Raw genomic sequence first — 16864 nt, 5'->3', positions numbered from 1 at the left:
GTAACCAATACAACAAGGAAGTGTGCGCGCATCATGACACTGCGCGTTTAAAAGTCAACGAGGGCAATCTCGGTCCGCACGTTTTGTGATACTGAAGCGCCATAATGCAAAAAGCGCCCCGAAAGGCGCTTTTAATAAGGAAACAGCGGCGTGTTTATCCGATAAACTCCAATCCACCCATATAAGGGCGCAGTACATCAGGAATGGCAATACGTCCGTCCGCCTGCTGATAGTTTTCCAGCACGGCAACCAGTGTACGCCCAACCGCCAGACCGGAACCGTTCAGCGTATGCACCAGACTCGTTTTCTTGTCGCTCTTGCTGCGGCAGCGCGCTTGCATGCGTCGAGCCTGGAAATCCCCCATGTTGGAGCAAGAAGAGATTTCACGGTAGGTATTCTGCGCTGGCAGCCACACTTCCAGATCGTAGGTTTTGGTTGAGCCAAAGCCCATGTCACCGGTACACAGCAGCACCTTGCGATAAGGCAATTGCAGCAGTTGCAACACGGTTTCCGCATGCGTCGTCAGCGTTTCCAGCGCATCCATGGAGTCTTCCGGGCGCACAATCTGCACCAACTCCACTTTGTCAAACTGGTGCATACGGATCAGGCCACGGTTATCACGACCGTAGGAACCTGCTTCAGAACGGAAACATGGGGTGTGCGCCGTCATTTTGATCGGCAGTGTTTCTTCGTCCAGAATTTCGTCACGCACCAGATTGGTCAACGGCACTTCCGCCGTCGGGATCAGCGCATAATTGCTGCTTTCCGCTTCTTCATCCAACGGTTTAGTGTGGAACAGGTCTTCACCAAACTTCGGCAACTGGCCGGTACCGTACAGCGTAGCGTGGTTAACCAGGTAAGGCACGTAGGCTTCCTGATAACCGTGCTGTTCGGTATGCAGATCCAGCATAAATTGTGACAGTGCGCGGTGCAGGCGAGCAATCTGCCCTTTCATGACAACGAAACGCGCACCGGTCAATTTAACACCGGCAGCAAAATCGACACCTTTCGCCAGTTCGCCTAAATCAACGTGATCGCGCACCGGGAAATCAAACTGACGTGGCTCACCCCAGCGGCTGATTTCTTGGTTATCGTGCTCATCTTTGCCCAACGGCACAGCGTCGTCCGGCATATTCGGAATGGTTAACGCCAGTTCACGAATGGCATTTTGCAAGGCATCCAGCTCGGCCTTGGCCGCATCCAGCTTTTCACCCAGGGTATTCACTTCGCGGCGCAACGGTTCGATATTTTCACCACGAGATTTAGCCGCACCGATCTCTTTCGATCGGGAGTTACGCTCTGTTTGCAGACTTTCCGTTTCTACTTGTAGCACTTTGCGGCGTTCTTCTTGTTGACGCAGTGTGTCTACATCCAGTTTAAAACCTCTGCGAGCCAGTAGCTTTTCGGCAACTGCGTCTAGCTCATTACGCAGTAAATTGGGATCGAGCATGCTAATCCTGTTTTAATGTTTTTTGGTGAAATTTTACGTTGCGCGACACCCGTCGCGCGATAGAAAACAACCTTATAACCTTACCGCAACGCCTAGTTCAGCGGTAGCGTTTTGTCGGGCTATTTTGATCCTGTGCAGTCAACCAGGCCAGCTTTTCACCAATTTTGGCTTCCAGACCGCGTGACGTTGGCTTATAGTAGCCAGTTTGCGCCATAGCTTGCGGGAAATAGTCCTCACCCGCCGCATAGGCATTGGGTTCATCATGGGCGTAGCGGTATTCCGCACCCAGCCCCATCTCTTTCATCAGTTTGGTGGGCGCATTGCGCAAATGCTCCGGCACGTCGTAATCGGGTTTCTCTCTGGCATCTTGCATCGCCGCTTTAAACGCGGTGTAGACCGCATTACTCTTGGGTGCGCAGGCCAGATACACAATCGCCTGAGCAATAGCGCGTTCCCCTTCTGCCGGACCCACGCGGGTGAAACAATCCCAGGCGGCGATCGCCACCTGCATTCCCCGCGGATCGGCATTGCCCACATCTTCGGAGGCTATCGCCAACAGACGCCGTGCAACATACAGCGGATCGCCACCGGCGGTAATAATGCGTGCATACCAGTACAATGCGGCATCAGGTGCGGAACCTCGCACCGATTTATGCAATGCAGAGATGAGGTCATAGTAGCGGTCGCCTTTGTTATCAAAGCGCGCGCTACGTTCGCCCGACACTTCGTGCAGCAGTTCGGGGGTTAGCACCCGGTTGCCCTGCGCATCGACCTCGGCCATATCCGCCATCATTTCCAGACTGTTCAACGCGCGCCGCGCATCGCCATTCACCAGTTCCGCCAGCAATCGCTGCGTCTCAGGAGGCAATACGATGTTCTGCCCGCCAAACCCTCGTGCGGTATCGGTCATCGCCTGCTGTAACACCTGTTCGATGTCTTCTGCGGTGAGTGCCTTCAGTAAATAGACGCGCGCACGCGACAACAGCGCCGAATTAAGCTCAAACGAAGGGTTTTCGGTGGTTGCGCCTATGAAAGTAATGGTGCCGTCTTCAATGTGCGGCAGAAAAGCATCCTGCTGACTCTTGTTGAAGCGATGCACTTCATCTACGAACAGGATGGTACGTCGCCCGGCATCGCGATTTTGCCGCGCACGCTCTATCGCTTCACGAATCTCTTTGATGCCGGAGGTCACGGCAGAGATTCGCTCCACGTCAGCTTGTCCGTAGCGACCAATCAGTTCTGCCAGCGTGGTTTTTCCGGTGCCGGGCGGCCCCCATAGAATCATGGAGTGTAACTGCCCCGCCTCTATCGCTCGCGGTAAGGGCTTACCCGCGCCTAGCAGATGCTGTTGACCGATATATTGCGCCAACGTAACGGGTCGCATACGCGCGGCAAGTGGCTGAAAGCTATTGTCCGAAAAATCCAGCGACAGGTTACTCACGATGGCCTCACTGCCGTTGATCGTCCAGCGTCACGCCTTTTGGCGGCGTAAAGGTGAACTTGCTGCCATCCACAGCACCGTTTTGCTGGTTTTGCAGGGTATAGCTGCTGCGTTGCCCATCCTGCTCCGTCGCGACAAAGCTCTTGATGGTGCCGCTGGCATTGACCTTGATGGCAAACTGTTTCAGGTTACCCTTCGCCGCTTTCGGCGTTAACTCAAAGTCATCCCCTTGCTGACGCACGTTATACTGGCCCCATTCGCTGGCATCGTTACGTGTGATGAGCATAAAGGGCGTATTACCCGTAGCTTCTTTCAGCCAGGTCGCTGTCACCTGCTCAACGAACGGGTTATAGAACCACAGCGTCTTGCCATCAGAGATTAGCACGCTTTCATCCGGCGCGGTGGTCTTCCAGTTGAACAGATTTGGCCGTTTCAGCCAGAGCTCCCCCTGACCTTCCTGCACCGCCGTTCCTTCAGCGCTAGTGACTTTCTGGGTGAACGTCGCGTGGAAGCTGTTCACTTTGTTCAGTCGGCTCTGTAAATCGCTCGCTGCATCGGCATAAACCGCGCTGGACGTCATCCCGGCGATCAGCACGCCTGCCACTAAGCCTGTTCTCATTATTTACATCCTTTGCTGTCGATTCAAAAGACCGCCATCGCGGTCTGACTATTGTACTTTGCACATGTCGTACTGCACGACCTACTGCTCGCCGTGCTGCCTATAACTATTGCCTGAGAATCACGCGATGCGGTAGACGAATTGTCTGTAAATGGCATCAGTCCATGGGCGGTGGTGCCAACACGTCTCGGTTGCCATTATGCCCCGGCGCGCTAACGATGCCTTGCATTTCCATCTGTTCCACAATACGCGCGGCACGATTGTAGCCGATGCGGAATTGACGTTGCACGCCAGAAATGGAGGCTCGCCGTTTTTCTACAACAAAGGCCACGGCCTGATCGAACAGCGGATCCAAATCTTCATCGCCGCCAAATTCCAGATTGCCGCCTTCGCCGTCATCGCTGGCACTGGTTATATTGTCGATGTACTGCGGACGCCCGCGCGCTTTCCAGTCCAGTACCACGGCATGAACTTCCTGGTCGCGAACGAACGCGCCATGCACACGCACCGGAATGGAGGAGTTTGGCGCCATATACAACATATCCCCCATCCCCAGCAGCGATTCTGCTCCGCCCTGATCGAGGATGGTACGTGAATCAATCTTGCTCGACACAGTAAAGGCGATACGCGTCGGAATATTGGCCTTGATGAGGCCAGTGATAACATCCACGGAAGGCCGCTGAGTCGCCAGCACCAGGTGGATACCAGCAGCGCGCGCTTTCTGCGCCAGGCGAGCGATCAGCTCTTCTACCTTTTTGCCAACCGCCATCATCAGATCGGCAAATTCATCCACCATCACCACGATAAAGGGTAATTTCTCCAGCACGGGCGGTGTGGTATCCATGCTATCGCCGGGTTTCCAGAACGGGTCAGGGATTGGACGCCCCATCGCTTCCGCCGCTTTCACCCGCTCGTTATAGCCTTCCAGATTTCGCACGCCCAATGCGGACATCAGCTTATAGCGACGGTCCATTTCACCGACGCACCAGCGCAACGCATTCGCCGCATCTTTCATGTCGGTAACCACTTCGGTCAGCAAATGCGGGATCCCTTCGTAGACCGACAGCTCAAGCATTTTGGGGTCGATCATGATAAAGCGCACATCTTGCGGCGTCGCCTTATACAGCATGCTGATGATCATGGTGTTCACGCCGACAGATTTACCCGACCCTGTCGTCCCTGCCACCAGCAAGTGCGGCATACGCGCCAGATCGGCGACCACGGGTTGACCAGCAATATCTTTGCCCAGCACCACTGCCAGCGGTGACGGGTTATCCCGGAATGCCTTGCAATCGAGCACTTCGCGTAGATAAACGGTGTGGCGAAGTTTATTCGGTAGCTCCAGACCGACATAAGGTTTACCGGGGATAACTTCCACCACGCGCACCGCTACGACAGACAGCGAGCGCGCCAGGTCACGCGACAGGTTGGAAATACGCGCGGCCTTCACGCCGGGAGCCAAGTCCAGCTCAAAACGGGTGATCACCGGCCCTGCATCGTAACCTAGCACGCTGGCGGTAACACGATAATCCGCCAGACGCGCTTCAATCAGACGCGCGGTCTGCTCAAGCTCGAAATGGTCAACCGGCGCTTCACTTTCCGGCGGTGCTGTGAGCAGTTCCAGCGTCGGCAATAGTGTGGTTGGCTTTTGCAGAGGCTGATCGTTACGCACCAGGAACGGATGAATAAGACTATCCATCAATGAGGGCACGGCATCGCTTTCAGGCTCATCATCATCGGCGAAATCCTCGCTATGTTGAGGCTCCACCACCGGATGTGCGCGCGTTGCCAGGCTATCATCGTCGTCAGTTGCCGCACGCCATGTGGGCAATGGGGGGGCAGAATCCTGCTCCGGTTTAGCCACATCGGCTGGCGACAAGGTAAACAGCGGCGCTTTAGGCGACTCATCCACCAAATCGTTGAACGGCGAGAAAGAAAAAGCAGGCTCATTCGCATCGGCATCCGCAGCGACACCGGCGATAAATGCTGCCGTCACACTGGCTGAGGCCAGCTCTTTTGTGCCTACCGACTCGACGGCTGGCGTTGCTCTCGGGCTTTCTGGCTGCGCACTGACGTCATAACGCGCCTGTTGCTGCTGAGCAAACGCCTGCGCCAATTGCGCCTGCAACAGCGCCTCTTCATCCTGCTCGCGTTCGGCATAGTCTTCGCCGTAGCGCTGCTCTTGTTGCTCCAGATAAGCCTGACGCAGGGCAGCCTCTTGTGCGGCCTCGTCAATCTCCGCATCGTCGGGTGCAATCCTTTCAATCGTTTCAGGCTGGGACTGTGCCAAACGTTGCGCTTCTCGCTCTTGCTCTTCTGCCTGACGCTGTGACGGCAATTTGATGCCATAAGACGCCAGTTCACGCCGGGTAGGAATACGCACCGGATTCGGACGCGGCAATTCCGGGCCCATGCCTTGTTTCACCTGAGGATTATCCTCCCCAGCGGCCGTAAAGGCAGGCATAAAGGGCACGGCATCGCTAGACGCAGGCGTGGCCGTGGCCACTGTGGGTACACCCAGATCATGCATAGCGCCCAACGGCGGCGTGCGATCGCGATTTGGCCCCACCGAAGGTGAAAAGGTGGGTAACGTGCTATTTTCCTGCACAGCAGCCTGTGGCAACTCAAACGCGTAAAGCGGCGGCAGTGAATCCTGCGCAACGGGATCATGGCTGACGGCCGTTGCTATCGTGTCCGGATTGACTGCGCTGGGCGAAACCGCTGGGTCTGACGCCGTATCAACCGGAACCGATTCCTGCACCGATGCAAGATGATCCGTTGCCTCCGCGCCACTTACCGTACTGTTTTGCTCTGTTTCATCAGCGGCGCGCTCACGCGCAGTTGGTGCCAGCAATATGTCATCCGCCTCCACGTCTTCGGCTATTGCCTCCGTTGACGCGGTTAACGTATTGGGCTGTTCGCCCTCCCGATCCGCATTGTCGTGCAAATCGTCATCCTCACCGCGGTAGTTATCTTCCGCGCGAGAACGATTGGAGAAGAATGTGAGAAAGCCCAATACCGCGCCACCGATTTTTTCCGCAATGGTCAACCATGACCAACCGGTAAACAGCGTCAAGCCCGCTGCCCAGACGCAGAGCAGAATCAGCGTGGCACCAATGCTGTTGAAGCGCGGAACCATTGAACTGCTCAGCAAACTGCCCAGCACACCGCCAGAGGCGAAATAGTAGAGATCGTCCACATTGAGCGCGGCCAGACCGCAGGAAGTGAGGATCAGCGCCAACGTACCAATCAGGCGCAAAGAGAGAGTAAACAGATCGACATCGCTCTGATTATCGCGCTGGCGAAAGGCCACCCAGCACAGCGACAGCATGATCGGTGGAATGGCATAAGCCAGCACGCCAAAGATGAAAAACAGCGTATCGGCCAGCCAAGCGCCGACACCACCGCCCAGATTATGGATGGGCTCATGCCAGGCAGTTTGTGACCAGCTCGGGTCGGACGGACTGAAGCTAAACAGCGCTACGCTCAAATAAACAGCGAATAGCGCAACAACGATTAAAATCGCTTCAAATAAACGACGGCTGCCGCTGAGTTTCTTCAGCGCCACATCTTTGTCTTCGGTATATTCCTGGCTCAAGCATCTCTCCAGGGGTCCTGTTCATGTTCATGACAAAACTCCGAGGCGAACTCGGCGCTGTGACTGTATATATTCACAGGAGTGTAGCTGAAATTAGCGGGCTTTGCACCCCTGCGTTTAGCGCGTTCTGATCACCAGACGATTGCTCTGTTTTACTTCTTCCATCACCACGTAGGTACGGGTATCGTTCACACCCGGCAAGCGTAGCAAGGTCTCACCCAGCAGCTTACGGTATGCGGACATATCCGGCACGCGTGTTTTCAGCAAATAGTCGAAATCCCCAGAGACCAGATGACACTCCTGAATTTCTTCCAATTTTTGCACAGCCGTGTTGAACTGCTCAAAAACATCAGGTGCACCGCGGTTCAGCGTGATCTCAACAAACACCAGCAGTGAAGCATCGAGGTAATGCGGGTTCAGCAATGCGGTATAGCCATTGATAAAGCCCTGACGCTCCAGGCGGCGCACGCGTTCCAGACACGGTGTAGGAGAAAGCCCTACGCGTTTGGAAAGCTCAACGTTAGAGATTCGGCCATCTTTTTGTAATTCATTCAGGATATTGCGATCGATGCGATCAAGATCTTTTCCCGGTCGTTTTTTCGTGTCTACCATTCTTATTGTCTCTCTTCACTACATCCTTGTCCTTGCTACACTCCGACCCACATCAATGTATCAGAGCAGCCCTAAAAGAAGACGCGCTGTCTATTTTGTATATCAAGGGTCGCTTTACGTCACTCTCCTTTCACCGCCGCGGCGCACCGCAACGTCATCCCTGCGTGCATAACACCCTGTCTGTCCTGTTATAAACGCACCATCAGCGGGTCGCACGGTAAAAGCTACAACATAAAGAAAAACCGAGCTTTCAACCATTCACATACAAATGTTTCCTCTTCCTTAGATGTTTTCGCAAAATGGTAGCCGATTGTCAAAGCAAAACAATGAAAATCAGAAGAAACTGCCAAATAAAACCCTACTGCGCGCTCGGTAAGACCATTTTCAATCATTTCACTAATAAATGACGCTGTGTTATCAGTGAATTGTATGGGTTATCGATACAACCGATTAAACAAATAGGTAACAATTTTTCTGCCTACTTTTTTTAACCCGGTAATTTCCTTACAATCGGCATTAAGTAGACCGTTGCAAAAAGAGGAACACATGGGTACCGTCAAGCACCACAAGCTATTGATTTTAGGTTCTGGCCCAGCGGGCTATACCGCTGCGGTGTATGCCGCGCGCGCTAACCTGCATCCGGTGTTGATCACCGGCATGGAAAAAGGCGGGCAGTTGACAACCACGACTGAAGTGGAAAACTGGCCAGGCGACGCGGAAGGACTTACCGGGCCGTTGCTGATGGACCGCATGCACGCTCATGCTGAAAAGTTCAACACCGAGATCATTTTCGATCACATCCAGCGCGTAGATTTGCAACAACGCCCGTTTCGTCTGTTTGGCGACAGCGAAGAATATACCTGTGATGCCCTGATCGTGGCGACCGGTGCCTCCGCACGCTACATCGGTCTGCCTTCCGAAGAAGCCTTTAAAGGCAAGGGCGTGTCTGCCTGCGCCACATGTGACGGATTCTTTTATCGTAACCAACGCGTCGCCGTAGTCGGTGGCGGCAATACCGCGGTGGAAGAAGCACTTTACCTGTCTAACATTGCGCAGCAAGTTCACTTAATCCACAGTCGTGACAGCTTTCGCGCAGAGAAAATCCTGATCGACCGTCTGATGGACAAAGTGCAAAACGGCAATATTGTGTTGCACACCGATCGTACGCTGGACGAAGTGCTGGGCGATGACATGGGTGTGACCGGCGTTCGTATTCGTAACACCCGCACAGATGAGAGTGAAGAACTGGCTCTGGCTGGCGTATTTATCGCCATCGGCCACAGCCCAAACACCGCCATTTTTGACGGTCAACTGGCGCTGGAAAACGGCTATATCAAGGTACAATCCGGTATCCACGGCAACGCTACACAGACCAGCATCCATGGTGTGTTTGCCGCAGGCGACGTGATGGATCATATCTACCGTCAGGCCATTACCTCGGCGGGCACCGGTTGCATGGCCGCGCTGGATGCAGAGCGCTATCTGGATGGCCTCTCTACCCGATAATATTCTGCCCTTTTCCCCTTATTCAGATCGTACCACCTGAATAAGGGGATTCTTTTGGCTCCCTTTTGGGAAAATTGATCTCTCCCCGCATTTTCTCCCTTCTTTTGGTTTGCAACTGCACTTTAGCGCGGTAACATGAGGCCACGCTGAATACCTGCTTGCTTTTTGTTATATAAAAGTTACACAAAGGTTGAATTTTTGGGTGTTCTCATCTCTATAGCGCAGCCCGGTACTCTATGAAACAGACTCGACAGCAACAACTTGCACGCTGGCTAAAACAACAGAGCAAACTGGCACAACGCTGGCTCTGCCTCTCTTTATTACTGGGAGTGGTAAGCGGTCTTCTGATCGTGGCACAGGCGTGGGTATTGGCAACATTGTTGCACGCCTTGATTATTGAGCACGTGCCCCGTCAGACACTCGTCAGCGAGTTCATGCTGCTTATTGGCTTGTTTGCCGCACGCGCGCTCACACACTTACTGCGCGAGCAGGTGGGCTTTCGCTGTGGCGAGGCAGTACGGCAACAAATTCGCCATCAGGTACTGGAAAAATTACAGCGCCTGGGACCCGCCTGGGTGCAGGGAAAACCAGCCGGCAGTTGGGCGACGCTTATTTTAGAGCAAGTCGAAGATATGCAGGATTACTATGCGCGCTATCTGCCACAAATGTATCTTGCGGCCTTGATTCCTCTGCTGATTCTGGCCGCCGTGTTTCCCATCAACTGGGCGGCGGCACTCATCTTGCTGGTTACCGCCCCGCTGATCCCGTTGTTTATGGCGCTGGTCGGCATGGGGGCCGCCGATGCCAACCGCCGCAATTTTCTGGCACTGGCACGACTGAGCGGCCATTTTCTCGATCGGTTGCGCGGCATGGAAACGTTGCGACTGTTTCATCGCGGGGCGGCCGAGGTGGAAGACATTCGTCGGGCATCGGAGGATTTTCACAGTCGCACCATGGAAGTGTTGCGCATGGCGTTTCTTTCCTCCGGCGTACTCGAGTTTTTTGCATCTATTTCCATCGCGGTCGTCGCGGTGTATTTTGGCTTTTCTTACCTTGGCGAGCTGGATTTCGGCCATTATGGCACCGGCGTCACCATGTTTGCTGGCTTTCTGGTCTTGATTCTTGCCCCCGAGTTTTTTCAGCCGTTGCGCGATCTGGGCACGTTTTATCATGCAAAAGCGCAAGCCGTCGGCGCCTCGGAATCGCTGGTGAGCTTTCTTACCGCTGAAGCGCAAGAGGTCGGCCTCGGCACACAACCTTTCGACGCGGAGACGATTACCATCCAGGCTGACCAACTGGTGGTGTTATCGCCCACTGGCACTGCGCTAACCGAGCCTCTGACCTTTACGCTCGAACCGGGACAGCGGGTAGTGCTGGTCGGCGTGAGCGGTGCCGGGAAAAGTTCGTTGCTTAACGTACTGCTCGGTTTTTTGCCCTATCGTGGTTCGTTATGTATCAACGGGCAGGAACTGCATGCGCTGGATGCGACTGCATGGCGTAAACACATCAGTTGGTTAGGGCAAAATCCGCATTTACCAGAAGAAACGCTGCGCAGCAATATTCTGTTAGGGAACCCACAGGCCAGCGAGGACACGTTGCAACAGGCGGTGGAACGCGCTTACGTGCACGAATTTCTGCCCCTGTTGCCGCAGGGTCTTGATACCGTCGTGGGTGATGACGCAGCGAGACTCTCTGTCGGACAGGCACAACGCGTTGCTGTTGCGCGGACATTGTTAAAGCACTCGCAGTTGCTCCTTCTGGATGAACCAACGGCCAGCCTGGATTCCCACAGTGAACAGCGCGTGATGCTCGCCTTGGAAAACGCCGCACGCCAGCAAACCACTCTGCTGGTGACGCATCGCCTTGATGACACTCGCCATTACGATAGCGTATGGGTGATGGAAAAAGGACAACTGGTGCAGCAGGGTAACTATGACACGCTACGTCAACAGTCAGGCCCGTTTGCCGATCTGCTGGCACAGCGTCAGGGAGCTTACTAATATGTCGCAGAACACGCCGTTGCAGGTACTGAAACCCTTTCTCCTGCTGTATCGTCGCCACATTTGGCGGCTGAGCATTGGTGTAGTGCTCGCCATTGTCACATTATTGGCAAGTATTGGGCTGCTGACGCTTTCCGGCTGGTTTCTGGCAGGGGCTTCACTGGCCGGCCTTGCCGGATTGATGACCTTCAATTACATGCTGCCTGCGGCGGGCGTGCGCGGTGCGGCGATCCTACGTACCGCCGGGCGTTATGCCGAGCGTCTGGTGAGCCATGACGCGACCTTCCGCGTGCTGCAACACCTGCGCGTGTTTACCTTTTCGCGCACGCTCCCACTTTCACCAGGAGGGCTCGCCCGGTTTCGTCAGGCCGACCTGCTCAACCGTCTGGTTGCCGATGTTGATACGCTCGATCACCTTTACTTGCGCGTGATATCGCCATTGGTCAGCGCGCTGGTGGTGATCCTGGCGGTGACTTACGGGCTTAGCTGGCTTGATGCCTCGCTGGCATTGACCCTCGGCACCATTATGTTGCTGCTGTTAGCTTTGCTCCCGCCGGTGTTCTACCGTGCGGGCAAACCGATTGGCACCCACCTCACGCTGCTGCGCTCACGTTATCGCACGCAGTTAACTACCTGGCTACAAGGGCAAGCCGAGTTGACCCTGTTTGGCGCGCAGACAGCCTTTCGCCGCCAGCTCACCGACACGGAGCAGGCCTGGCTGACACAGCAACAGCGTCAGGCGCGCCTGACGGGCCTGTCGCAGGCACTAATGCTGCTCTGCACCGGTGTTACCGTTACCGCCATTCTCTGGCTGGCAACAACGGGGATTGGCGGTGATACGCAACCGGGAGCGTTAATTGCCCTGTTTGTATTTGCCGCACTGGCTGCGTTTGAAGCATTAGGTCCGGTTACCGGTGCATTTCAACATCTGGGTCAGGTGATCGCATCAGCCACGCGCGTTGACCAGATTCTGCATCAGCAACCTGCGGTGGTTTTCACGACGGCCGCCCCCTCCGCAACCTCAACCACCACAGCAACGCTATCACTACAGCGGGTAAGCTTCACTTATCCGGGTCAACCGCTGCCGGTATTGCAGGACATTACGCTGGATATCGCGCCGGGCGAACACATTGCGCTGCTGGGACGTACCGGGTGTGGCAAGTCAACGCTATTGCAATTACTGACCCGCGCCTGGGACTGCGATGCAGGAAGCATTACCCTCAACGGTCTGCCGCTCGCACAGTGGAGTGAACCGGCACTGCGTGACATGATGGGCGTGGTGCCGCAACGGATACACATTTTTAGCGCAACGCTGCGCGACAACCTGCTACTGGCCGCACCGCAAGCCAGCGATGCCCAACTGAGCCAACAGTTGGAACAGGTAGGATTAGGTAATTTACTGGAAACGCCAGAGGGCCTTAATGCCTGGATCGGTGAAGGCGGGCGCCAACTCTCAGGCGGGGAACAGCGCCGCCTTGGACTGGCTCGCGCCTTACTCCATCCTGCTCCCTTGGTGCTGTTGGATGAACCGACCGAAGGATTGGATGCTGATACCGAGCAAAAAATTCTGCATCTACTGCGTGAAAACACCCACGGCAAAACGGTTATAATCATTACCCATCGCCTGCACGATCTGGCGTATCTGGATCGTATTTGCGTACTGGATAATGGTCATCTGGTTGAGCAAGGGCACCACGCCGATCTGCTGGCAGCACGCGGCCGCTATTGGCAGTTCCATCAACACGCCATCCGGCAGGCATGATGCAGCTATTTCAACTTTCAGCCAATACTACGCGTTTTCCTCCGGTGGAAAAGGCGTTGACTGATGCCAACGGCTTATTGGCCTTTGGCGGAGACCTTTCGCCAGACCGATTGCTGGCGGCATATCGAAGCAGCATTTTTCCCTGGTACTCTCCCAGCGATCCCATTCTGTGGTGGTCTCCCGATCCACGCGCCATATTGCACCCTGAAGCGCTCCATATCAGCCGTAGCCTGCACAAGTTCATACGCAAGCAGCCTTTTCTCACGTCATGCTTAATTATGCGTTCAGCACCGTGATAAACGCCTGCGCGCACACGCGTCAGGAAGGAACCTGGATCAGTCCAGAGATGATTGCCGCTTACTGCACGCTGCATGAACTGGGGCATGCGCATTCCATAGAAGTCTGGCACCAGGATGAATTGGTGGGTGGGTCGTACGGCATTGCGCAAGGAAAATTGTTTTGCGGCGAGTCGATGTTCAGCAACCGAGATAACGCGTCTAAATGCGCGCTGGTTGCCCTTGTCACGCATTTTGTGCGCTGTGGCGGGCAGTTGCTCGATTGCCAGGTGCTAAACGCGCATACGGCGTCTCTCGGTGCTACCGAAGTCTCACGCGAGAGGTATCTGGCGGCACTACGCGCATTGCAGGACGCCCCTCTCGCGGCATCCAGTTGGCAGCCACAAGCACTGTCACTGATGCCTATTGGAGAAAGATAAGCGTGCTCATACGCCCTTCTTATCCGAAAGTTGCTGCTGAGATCATCAACGCTCCTTTACATAATGCCGGTTTTTCGGCATTATCGTGCCCGTTAAAAAAGTTAAGGTAGTTAACCCTAGAGGATTCGATGGCCAAAGAAGACAATATTGAAATGCAAGGCACCGTGCTTGATACACTGCCTAACACCATGTTCCGCGTTGAGTTGGAAAACGGACACGTGGTTACCGCTCATATCTCCGGTAAAATGCGTAAAAACTATATCCGCATCCTGACGGGTGACAAAGTCACTGTAGAGCTGACCCCGTACGACCTGAGTAAAGGCCGCATTGTCTTCCGTAGCCGTTAATCGGTTCACCTGTCGCTAGCGCAGCGACACCTGAGGATGTACCCGCCTTATGTGCCCTTCCCTGTTCAGGTAAGGGCTTTTGCTTTTTGGTACAGATTGCGCGTGGCGGTACTCACCACAACCAAGACAAAAAAGCAGCGCTTTCGCACTGCTTTTTCTTTTGCTGCTCAATGACACACTCAGTGTACAGTTCCTTCCGCTTTCAGCTTTTGCGCACTGTGGAAGCTGTAAGTTAATGCTTTCGTCGCGCTATCCAGTTCCACCTTCACGGAGCCGCCATTCACCAACGAGCCAAACAGCAGTTCGTTTGCCAACGGCTTTTTGAGGTTTTCCTGCATCACACGCACCATTGGCCGAGCGCCCATCACCTTGTCATAACCTTTGTTCGCCAGCCAGTTACGCGCATCTTCGCTGACTTCCAACGACACTCCCTTGGCGTCCAACTGCGCTTGCAGTTCCACGACGAACTTATCCACCACCTGCTGAATAATCTGCGTTGACAGATGGTTAAACCAGATTATGGCGTCGAGACGGTTGCGGAATTCCGGCGTGAAGATCTTTTTAATCTCTTCCATCGCATCGCTGCTGTTGTCCTGTTGAATCAGGCCAATCGATTTGCGCTGGGTTTCTTGCACGCCCGCATTGGTGGTCATGACGACAATCACGTTGCGGAAATCCGCCTTGCGACCATTATTGTCGGTCAGCATACCGTTATCCATCACCTGCAACAGCAGGTTAAAGACATCCGGATGCGCTTTTTCAATTTCATCGAGCAGCAACACAGAATGCGGATGCTTGATCACCGCGTCAGTCAGCAATCCACCCTGATCGAAACCAACGTAGCCCGGAGGCGCACCGATCAGGCGGCTCACCGTGTGGCGCTCCATGTATTCCGACATATCAAAGCGCAGAAGCTCAATGTCCATCGCTTTCGCCAGTTGCACGGTGACTTCCGTTTTCCCAACCCCGGTAGGCCCGGCAAACAGGAAAGAGCCGACAGGCTTGCGCTCACTGCCCAAACCAGCGCGGCTCATCTTGATGGACTCACTCAGCGCTTCGATGGCCTTATCCTGACCGAACACCAGCATCTTCAAGCGGTCGCTCAGGTTTTTCAGCACATCGTGATCGCTGGCTGAAACAGTCTTCTCGGGGATGCGGGCAATGCGCGCCACCACCGATTCAATATCTGAAACGTTCACCGTTTTTTTGCGTTTGCTGTCTGGCAGCAAACGACTGCGCGCGCCAGCTTCATCGATCACATCGATAGCTTTATCCGGCAGGTGGCGATCGTTGATGTATTTGACCGACAGTTCAACAGCGGCGCGCACGGCTTTGGCCGTGTAACGCACGCCATGGTGAGCTTCATATTTCGGTTTGAGTCCATTAATGATTTGTACGGTCTCTTCGACGCTTGGCTCAGTAATATCGATTTTTTGGAAACGACGCGCCAAAGCACGGTCTTTTTCAAAGATTGTGCTGAATTCCTGGTACGTGGTAGACCCGATAACCCGAATCTTGCCGCTGGAGAGCAGCGGTTTAATCAAATTAGCCGCATCTACCTGTCCACCCGAAGCCGCGCCCGCACCGATGATGGTGTGGATTTCATCAATAAACAAGATACTACTTTGATCCTGTTCCAACTGTTTGAGCAGCGCTTTGAAACGTTTTTCAAAATCGCCACGATACTTGGTGCCCGCCAGCAGCGAACCGATATCAAGAGAATAGAGCGTGCAACCGGCCATCACTTCTGGCACGTCGCCTTGAACAATGCGCCAGGCCAGACCTTCCGCAATGGCCGTTTTCCCTACGCCAGATTCGCCCACCAGCAGCGGATTGTTTTTACGCCGACGGCACAGCACCTGAATGGTGCGTTCCAGCTCTTTCTCACGCCCAATCAGGGGATCGATACCGCCAACGAGAGCCAATTGATTGAGGTTAGTGGTGAAGTTTTCCATGCGATCCTCCCCACCTACCGGCTCTTCGTTGACAGAATTTTCCGAGCTTGGTGCCTGACCAGGCTCTTCTTTGCGCGTGACGTGGGAAATGAAGTTCACCACATCAAGCCGACTCACATCATGCTTACGCAGCAGGTAAGCCGCCTGCGATTCCTGCTCGCTGAAGATAGCCACCAGCACGTTGGCACCAGAGACTTCACTGCGGCCAGAAGACTGAACGTGGAACACGGCACGTTGCAATACGCGCTGAAAACTCAGCGTCGGTTGCGTTTCACGTTCTTCATTATTTTGCGGTAACGTAGGGGTGGTCTGTTCGATGAACTTTTCCAGCTCCTGGCGCAGTGCAGCCAAATCCACCGAGCATGCTTCCAACGCTTCGCGCGCTGCCGGGTTGCTGAGCAACGCCAGTAGCAAATGCTCCACGGTCATAAACTCGTGGCGGCGCTCACGCGCTCTGGCGAAAACCATGTTGAGACTGAGTTCCAGTTCTTGATTAAGCATAGGCGCCTCCCCACAATAAATTACCTGATATCAGGCCCTTTCCAGCGTACAGAGCAACGGGTGCTCATTTTCCCTTGCATAGCGATTCACTTGCACCGTCTTGGTTTCAGCCACATCGGCACTGAAAACACCACAGACCGCCTTCCCTTCATAGTGAACCGTCAGCATAAGTTGCGTTGCGCGTTCAATATCATAAGAAAAGAACTTTTGCAGAACGTCAATAACAAATTCCATCGGGGTGTAATCATCATTGTTTAAAATCACGTTATACATCGATGGCGGTTGCAGTTTTTGCTGCTGTTTTTCCAGCAGAACGCTGTCAGAATGCGTCCAGGGACGGCTCTCCATACGTATCTCC

At 54.4% G+C, this 16864-nt stretch carries 10 protein-coding genes and 3 pseudogenes; 5 read left to right on the top strand and 8 right to left on the bottom strand.

What is annotated here, in order from left to right; all coding sequences use genetic code 11:
- Window positions 1-154 precede the first annotated feature (154 nt).
- The 6 genes and pseudogenes from serS to lrp form a co-directional block, all read right to left on the bottom strand.
- The gene (gene serS, locus CS369_RS09260) at window positions 155-1450 is read right to left on the bottom strand and encodes a serine--tRNA ligase (protein WP_196906850.1); all 1296 of its coding nucleotides are present in this window, start codon (window positions 1448-1450) and stop codon (window positions 155-157) included.
- 97 nt (window positions 1451-1547) lie between these two features.
- Window positions 1548-2891, bottom strand: coding sequence for a replication-associated recombination protein A (locus CS369_RS09255; RefSeq protein ID WP_196906849.1), 1344 nt, complete (start codon window positions 2889-2891; stop codon window positions 1548-1550).
- A 7-nt stretch (window positions 2892-2898) separates the two neighbouring features.
- Window positions 2899-3510 carry an outer membrane lipoprotein chaperone LolA gene (gene lolA, locus CS369_RS09250; RefSeq protein ID WP_196906848.1) on the bottom strand — a complete coding sequence of 204 codons (612 nt, stop codon included), beginning with the start codon at window positions 3508-3510 and terminating at the stop codon, window positions 2899-2901.
- Between the two features lie 157 nt (window positions 3511-3667).
- A pseudogene (locus tag CS369_RS09245) lies at window positions 3668-5977 on the bottom strand (DNA translocase FtsK); the annotation flags it as partial.
- A 570-nt stretch (window positions 5978-6547) separates the two neighbouring features.
- Window positions 6548-7078, bottom strand: a pseudogene (locus CS369_RS25125) (DNA translocase FtsK 4TM domain-containing protein); the annotation flags it as partial.
- 147 nt (window positions 7079-7225) lie between these two features.
- Window positions 7226-7720 carry a leucine-responsive transcriptional regulator Lrp gene (gene lrp, locus CS369_RS09240; RefSeq protein ID WP_196906846.1) on the bottom strand — a complete coding sequence of 165 codons (495 nt, stop codon included), beginning with the start codon at window positions 7718-7720 and terminating at the stop codon, window positions 7226-7228.
- Between the two features lie 546 nt (window positions 7721-8266).
- Here lrp and trxB point away from each other — a divergent pair.
- The 5 genes and pseudogenes from trxB (at window position 8267) to infA (ending at window position 14050) form a co-directional block, all read left to right on the top strand.
- Window positions 8267-9226 (top strand): thioredoxin-disulfide reductase, encoded by a 960-nt coding sequence (trxB, locus tag CS369_RS09235; RefSeq protein WP_196906845.1) that lies wholly within the window; start codon window positions 8267-8269, stop codon window positions 9224-9226.
- A gap of 236 nt (window positions 9227-9462) precedes the next feature.
- The gene (gene cydD, locus CS369_RS09230) at window positions 9463-11226 is read left to right on the top strand and encodes a cysteine/glutathione ABC transporter permease/ATP-binding protein CydD (protein ID WP_196906844.1); all 1764 of its coding nucleotides are present in this window, start codon (window positions 9463-9465) and stop codon (window positions 11224-11226) included.
- 19 nt (window positions 11227-11245) lie between these two features.
- Window positions 11246-12988 carry a cysteine/glutathione ABC transporter ATP-binding protein/permease CydC gene (cydC, locus tag CS369_RS09225; protein ID WP_196906874.1) on the top strand — a complete coding sequence of 581 codons (1743 nt, stop codon included), beginning with the start codon at window positions 11246-11248 and terminating at the stop codon, window positions 12986-12988.
- Window positions 12988-13703, top strand: a pseudogene (aat, locus tag CS369_RS09220) (leucyl/phenylalanyl-tRNA--protein transferase). Before cydC ends, aat begins: the two are co-directional and overlap by 1 nt.
- Window positions 13704-13831: 128 nt before the next feature.
- Window positions 13832-14050 carry a translation initiation factor IF-1 gene (gene infA / locus CS369_RS09215; protein WP_002211347.1) on the top strand — a complete coding sequence of 73 codons (219 nt, stop codon included), beginning with the start codon at window positions 13832-13834 and terminating at the stop codon, window positions 14048-14050.
- 179 nt (window positions 14051-14229) lie between these two features.
- Here the strand turns inward: infA and clpA are convergent, their stop codons facing one another.
- Window positions 14230-16506 carry an ATP-dependent Clp protease ATP-binding subunit ClpA gene (gene clpA, locus CS369_RS09210; RefSeq protein WP_196906843.1) on the bottom strand — a complete coding sequence of 759 codons (2277 nt, stop codon included), beginning with the start codon at window positions 16504-16506 and terminating at the stop codon, window positions 14230-14232.
- Between the two features lie 30 nt (window positions 16507-16536).
- Window positions 16537-16854 (bottom strand): ATP-dependent Clp protease adapter ClpS, encoded by a 318-nt coding sequence (clpS, locus tag CS369_RS09205; RefSeq protein ID WP_196906873.1) that lies wholly within the window; start codon window positions 16852-16854, stop codon window positions 16537-16539.
- Window positions 16855-16864 lie beyond the last annotated feature (10 nt).

This window comes from Candidatus Symbiopectobacterium sp. 'North America', assembly GCF_015762685.1.
In the GTDB taxonomy this organism is placed as follows: Bacteria; Pseudomonadota; Gammaproteobacteria; order Enterobacterales; family Enterobacteriaceae; genus Symbiopectobacterium.
The sequence above is the reverse complement of the archived record's forward strand: the minus strand, read 5'-3'. Positions and strand labels throughout refer to the sequence as shown.

Excerpts from the sequence above, each read along its gene's own strand:
- serS (WP_196906850.1), bottom strand. The coding sequence starts at position 1,450 with ATGCTCGATCCCAATTTACTGCGTAATGAGCTAGACGCAGTTGCCGAA.
- lrp (WP_196906846.1), bottom strand. The coding sequence starts at position 7,720 with ATGGTAGACACGAAAAAACGACCGGGAAAAGATCTTGATCGCATCGAT.
- lolA (WP_196906848.1), bottom strand. The coding sequence starts at position 3,510 with ATGAGAACAGGCTTAGTGGCAGGCGTGCTGATCGCCGGGATGACGTCC.
- cydD (WP_196906844.1), top strand. The coding sequence starts at position 9,463 with ATGAAACAGACTCGACAGCAACAACTTGCACGCTGGCTAAAACAACAG.
- clpA (WP_196906843.1), bottom strand. The coding sequence starts at position 16,506 with ATGCTTAATCAAGAACTGGAACTCAGTCTCAACATGGTTTTCGCCAGA.
- trxB (WP_196906845.1), top strand. The coding sequence starts at position 8,267 with ATGGGTACCGTCAAGCACCACAAGCTATTGATTTTAGGTTCTGGCCCA.
- infA (WP_002211347.1), top strand. The coding sequence starts at position 13,832 with ATGGCCAAAGAAGACAATATTGAAATGCAAGGCACCGTGCTTGATACA.
- clpS (WP_196906873.1), bottom strand. The coding sequence starts at position 16,854 with ATGGAGAGCCGTCCCTGGACGCATTCTGACAGCGTTCTGCTGGAAAAA.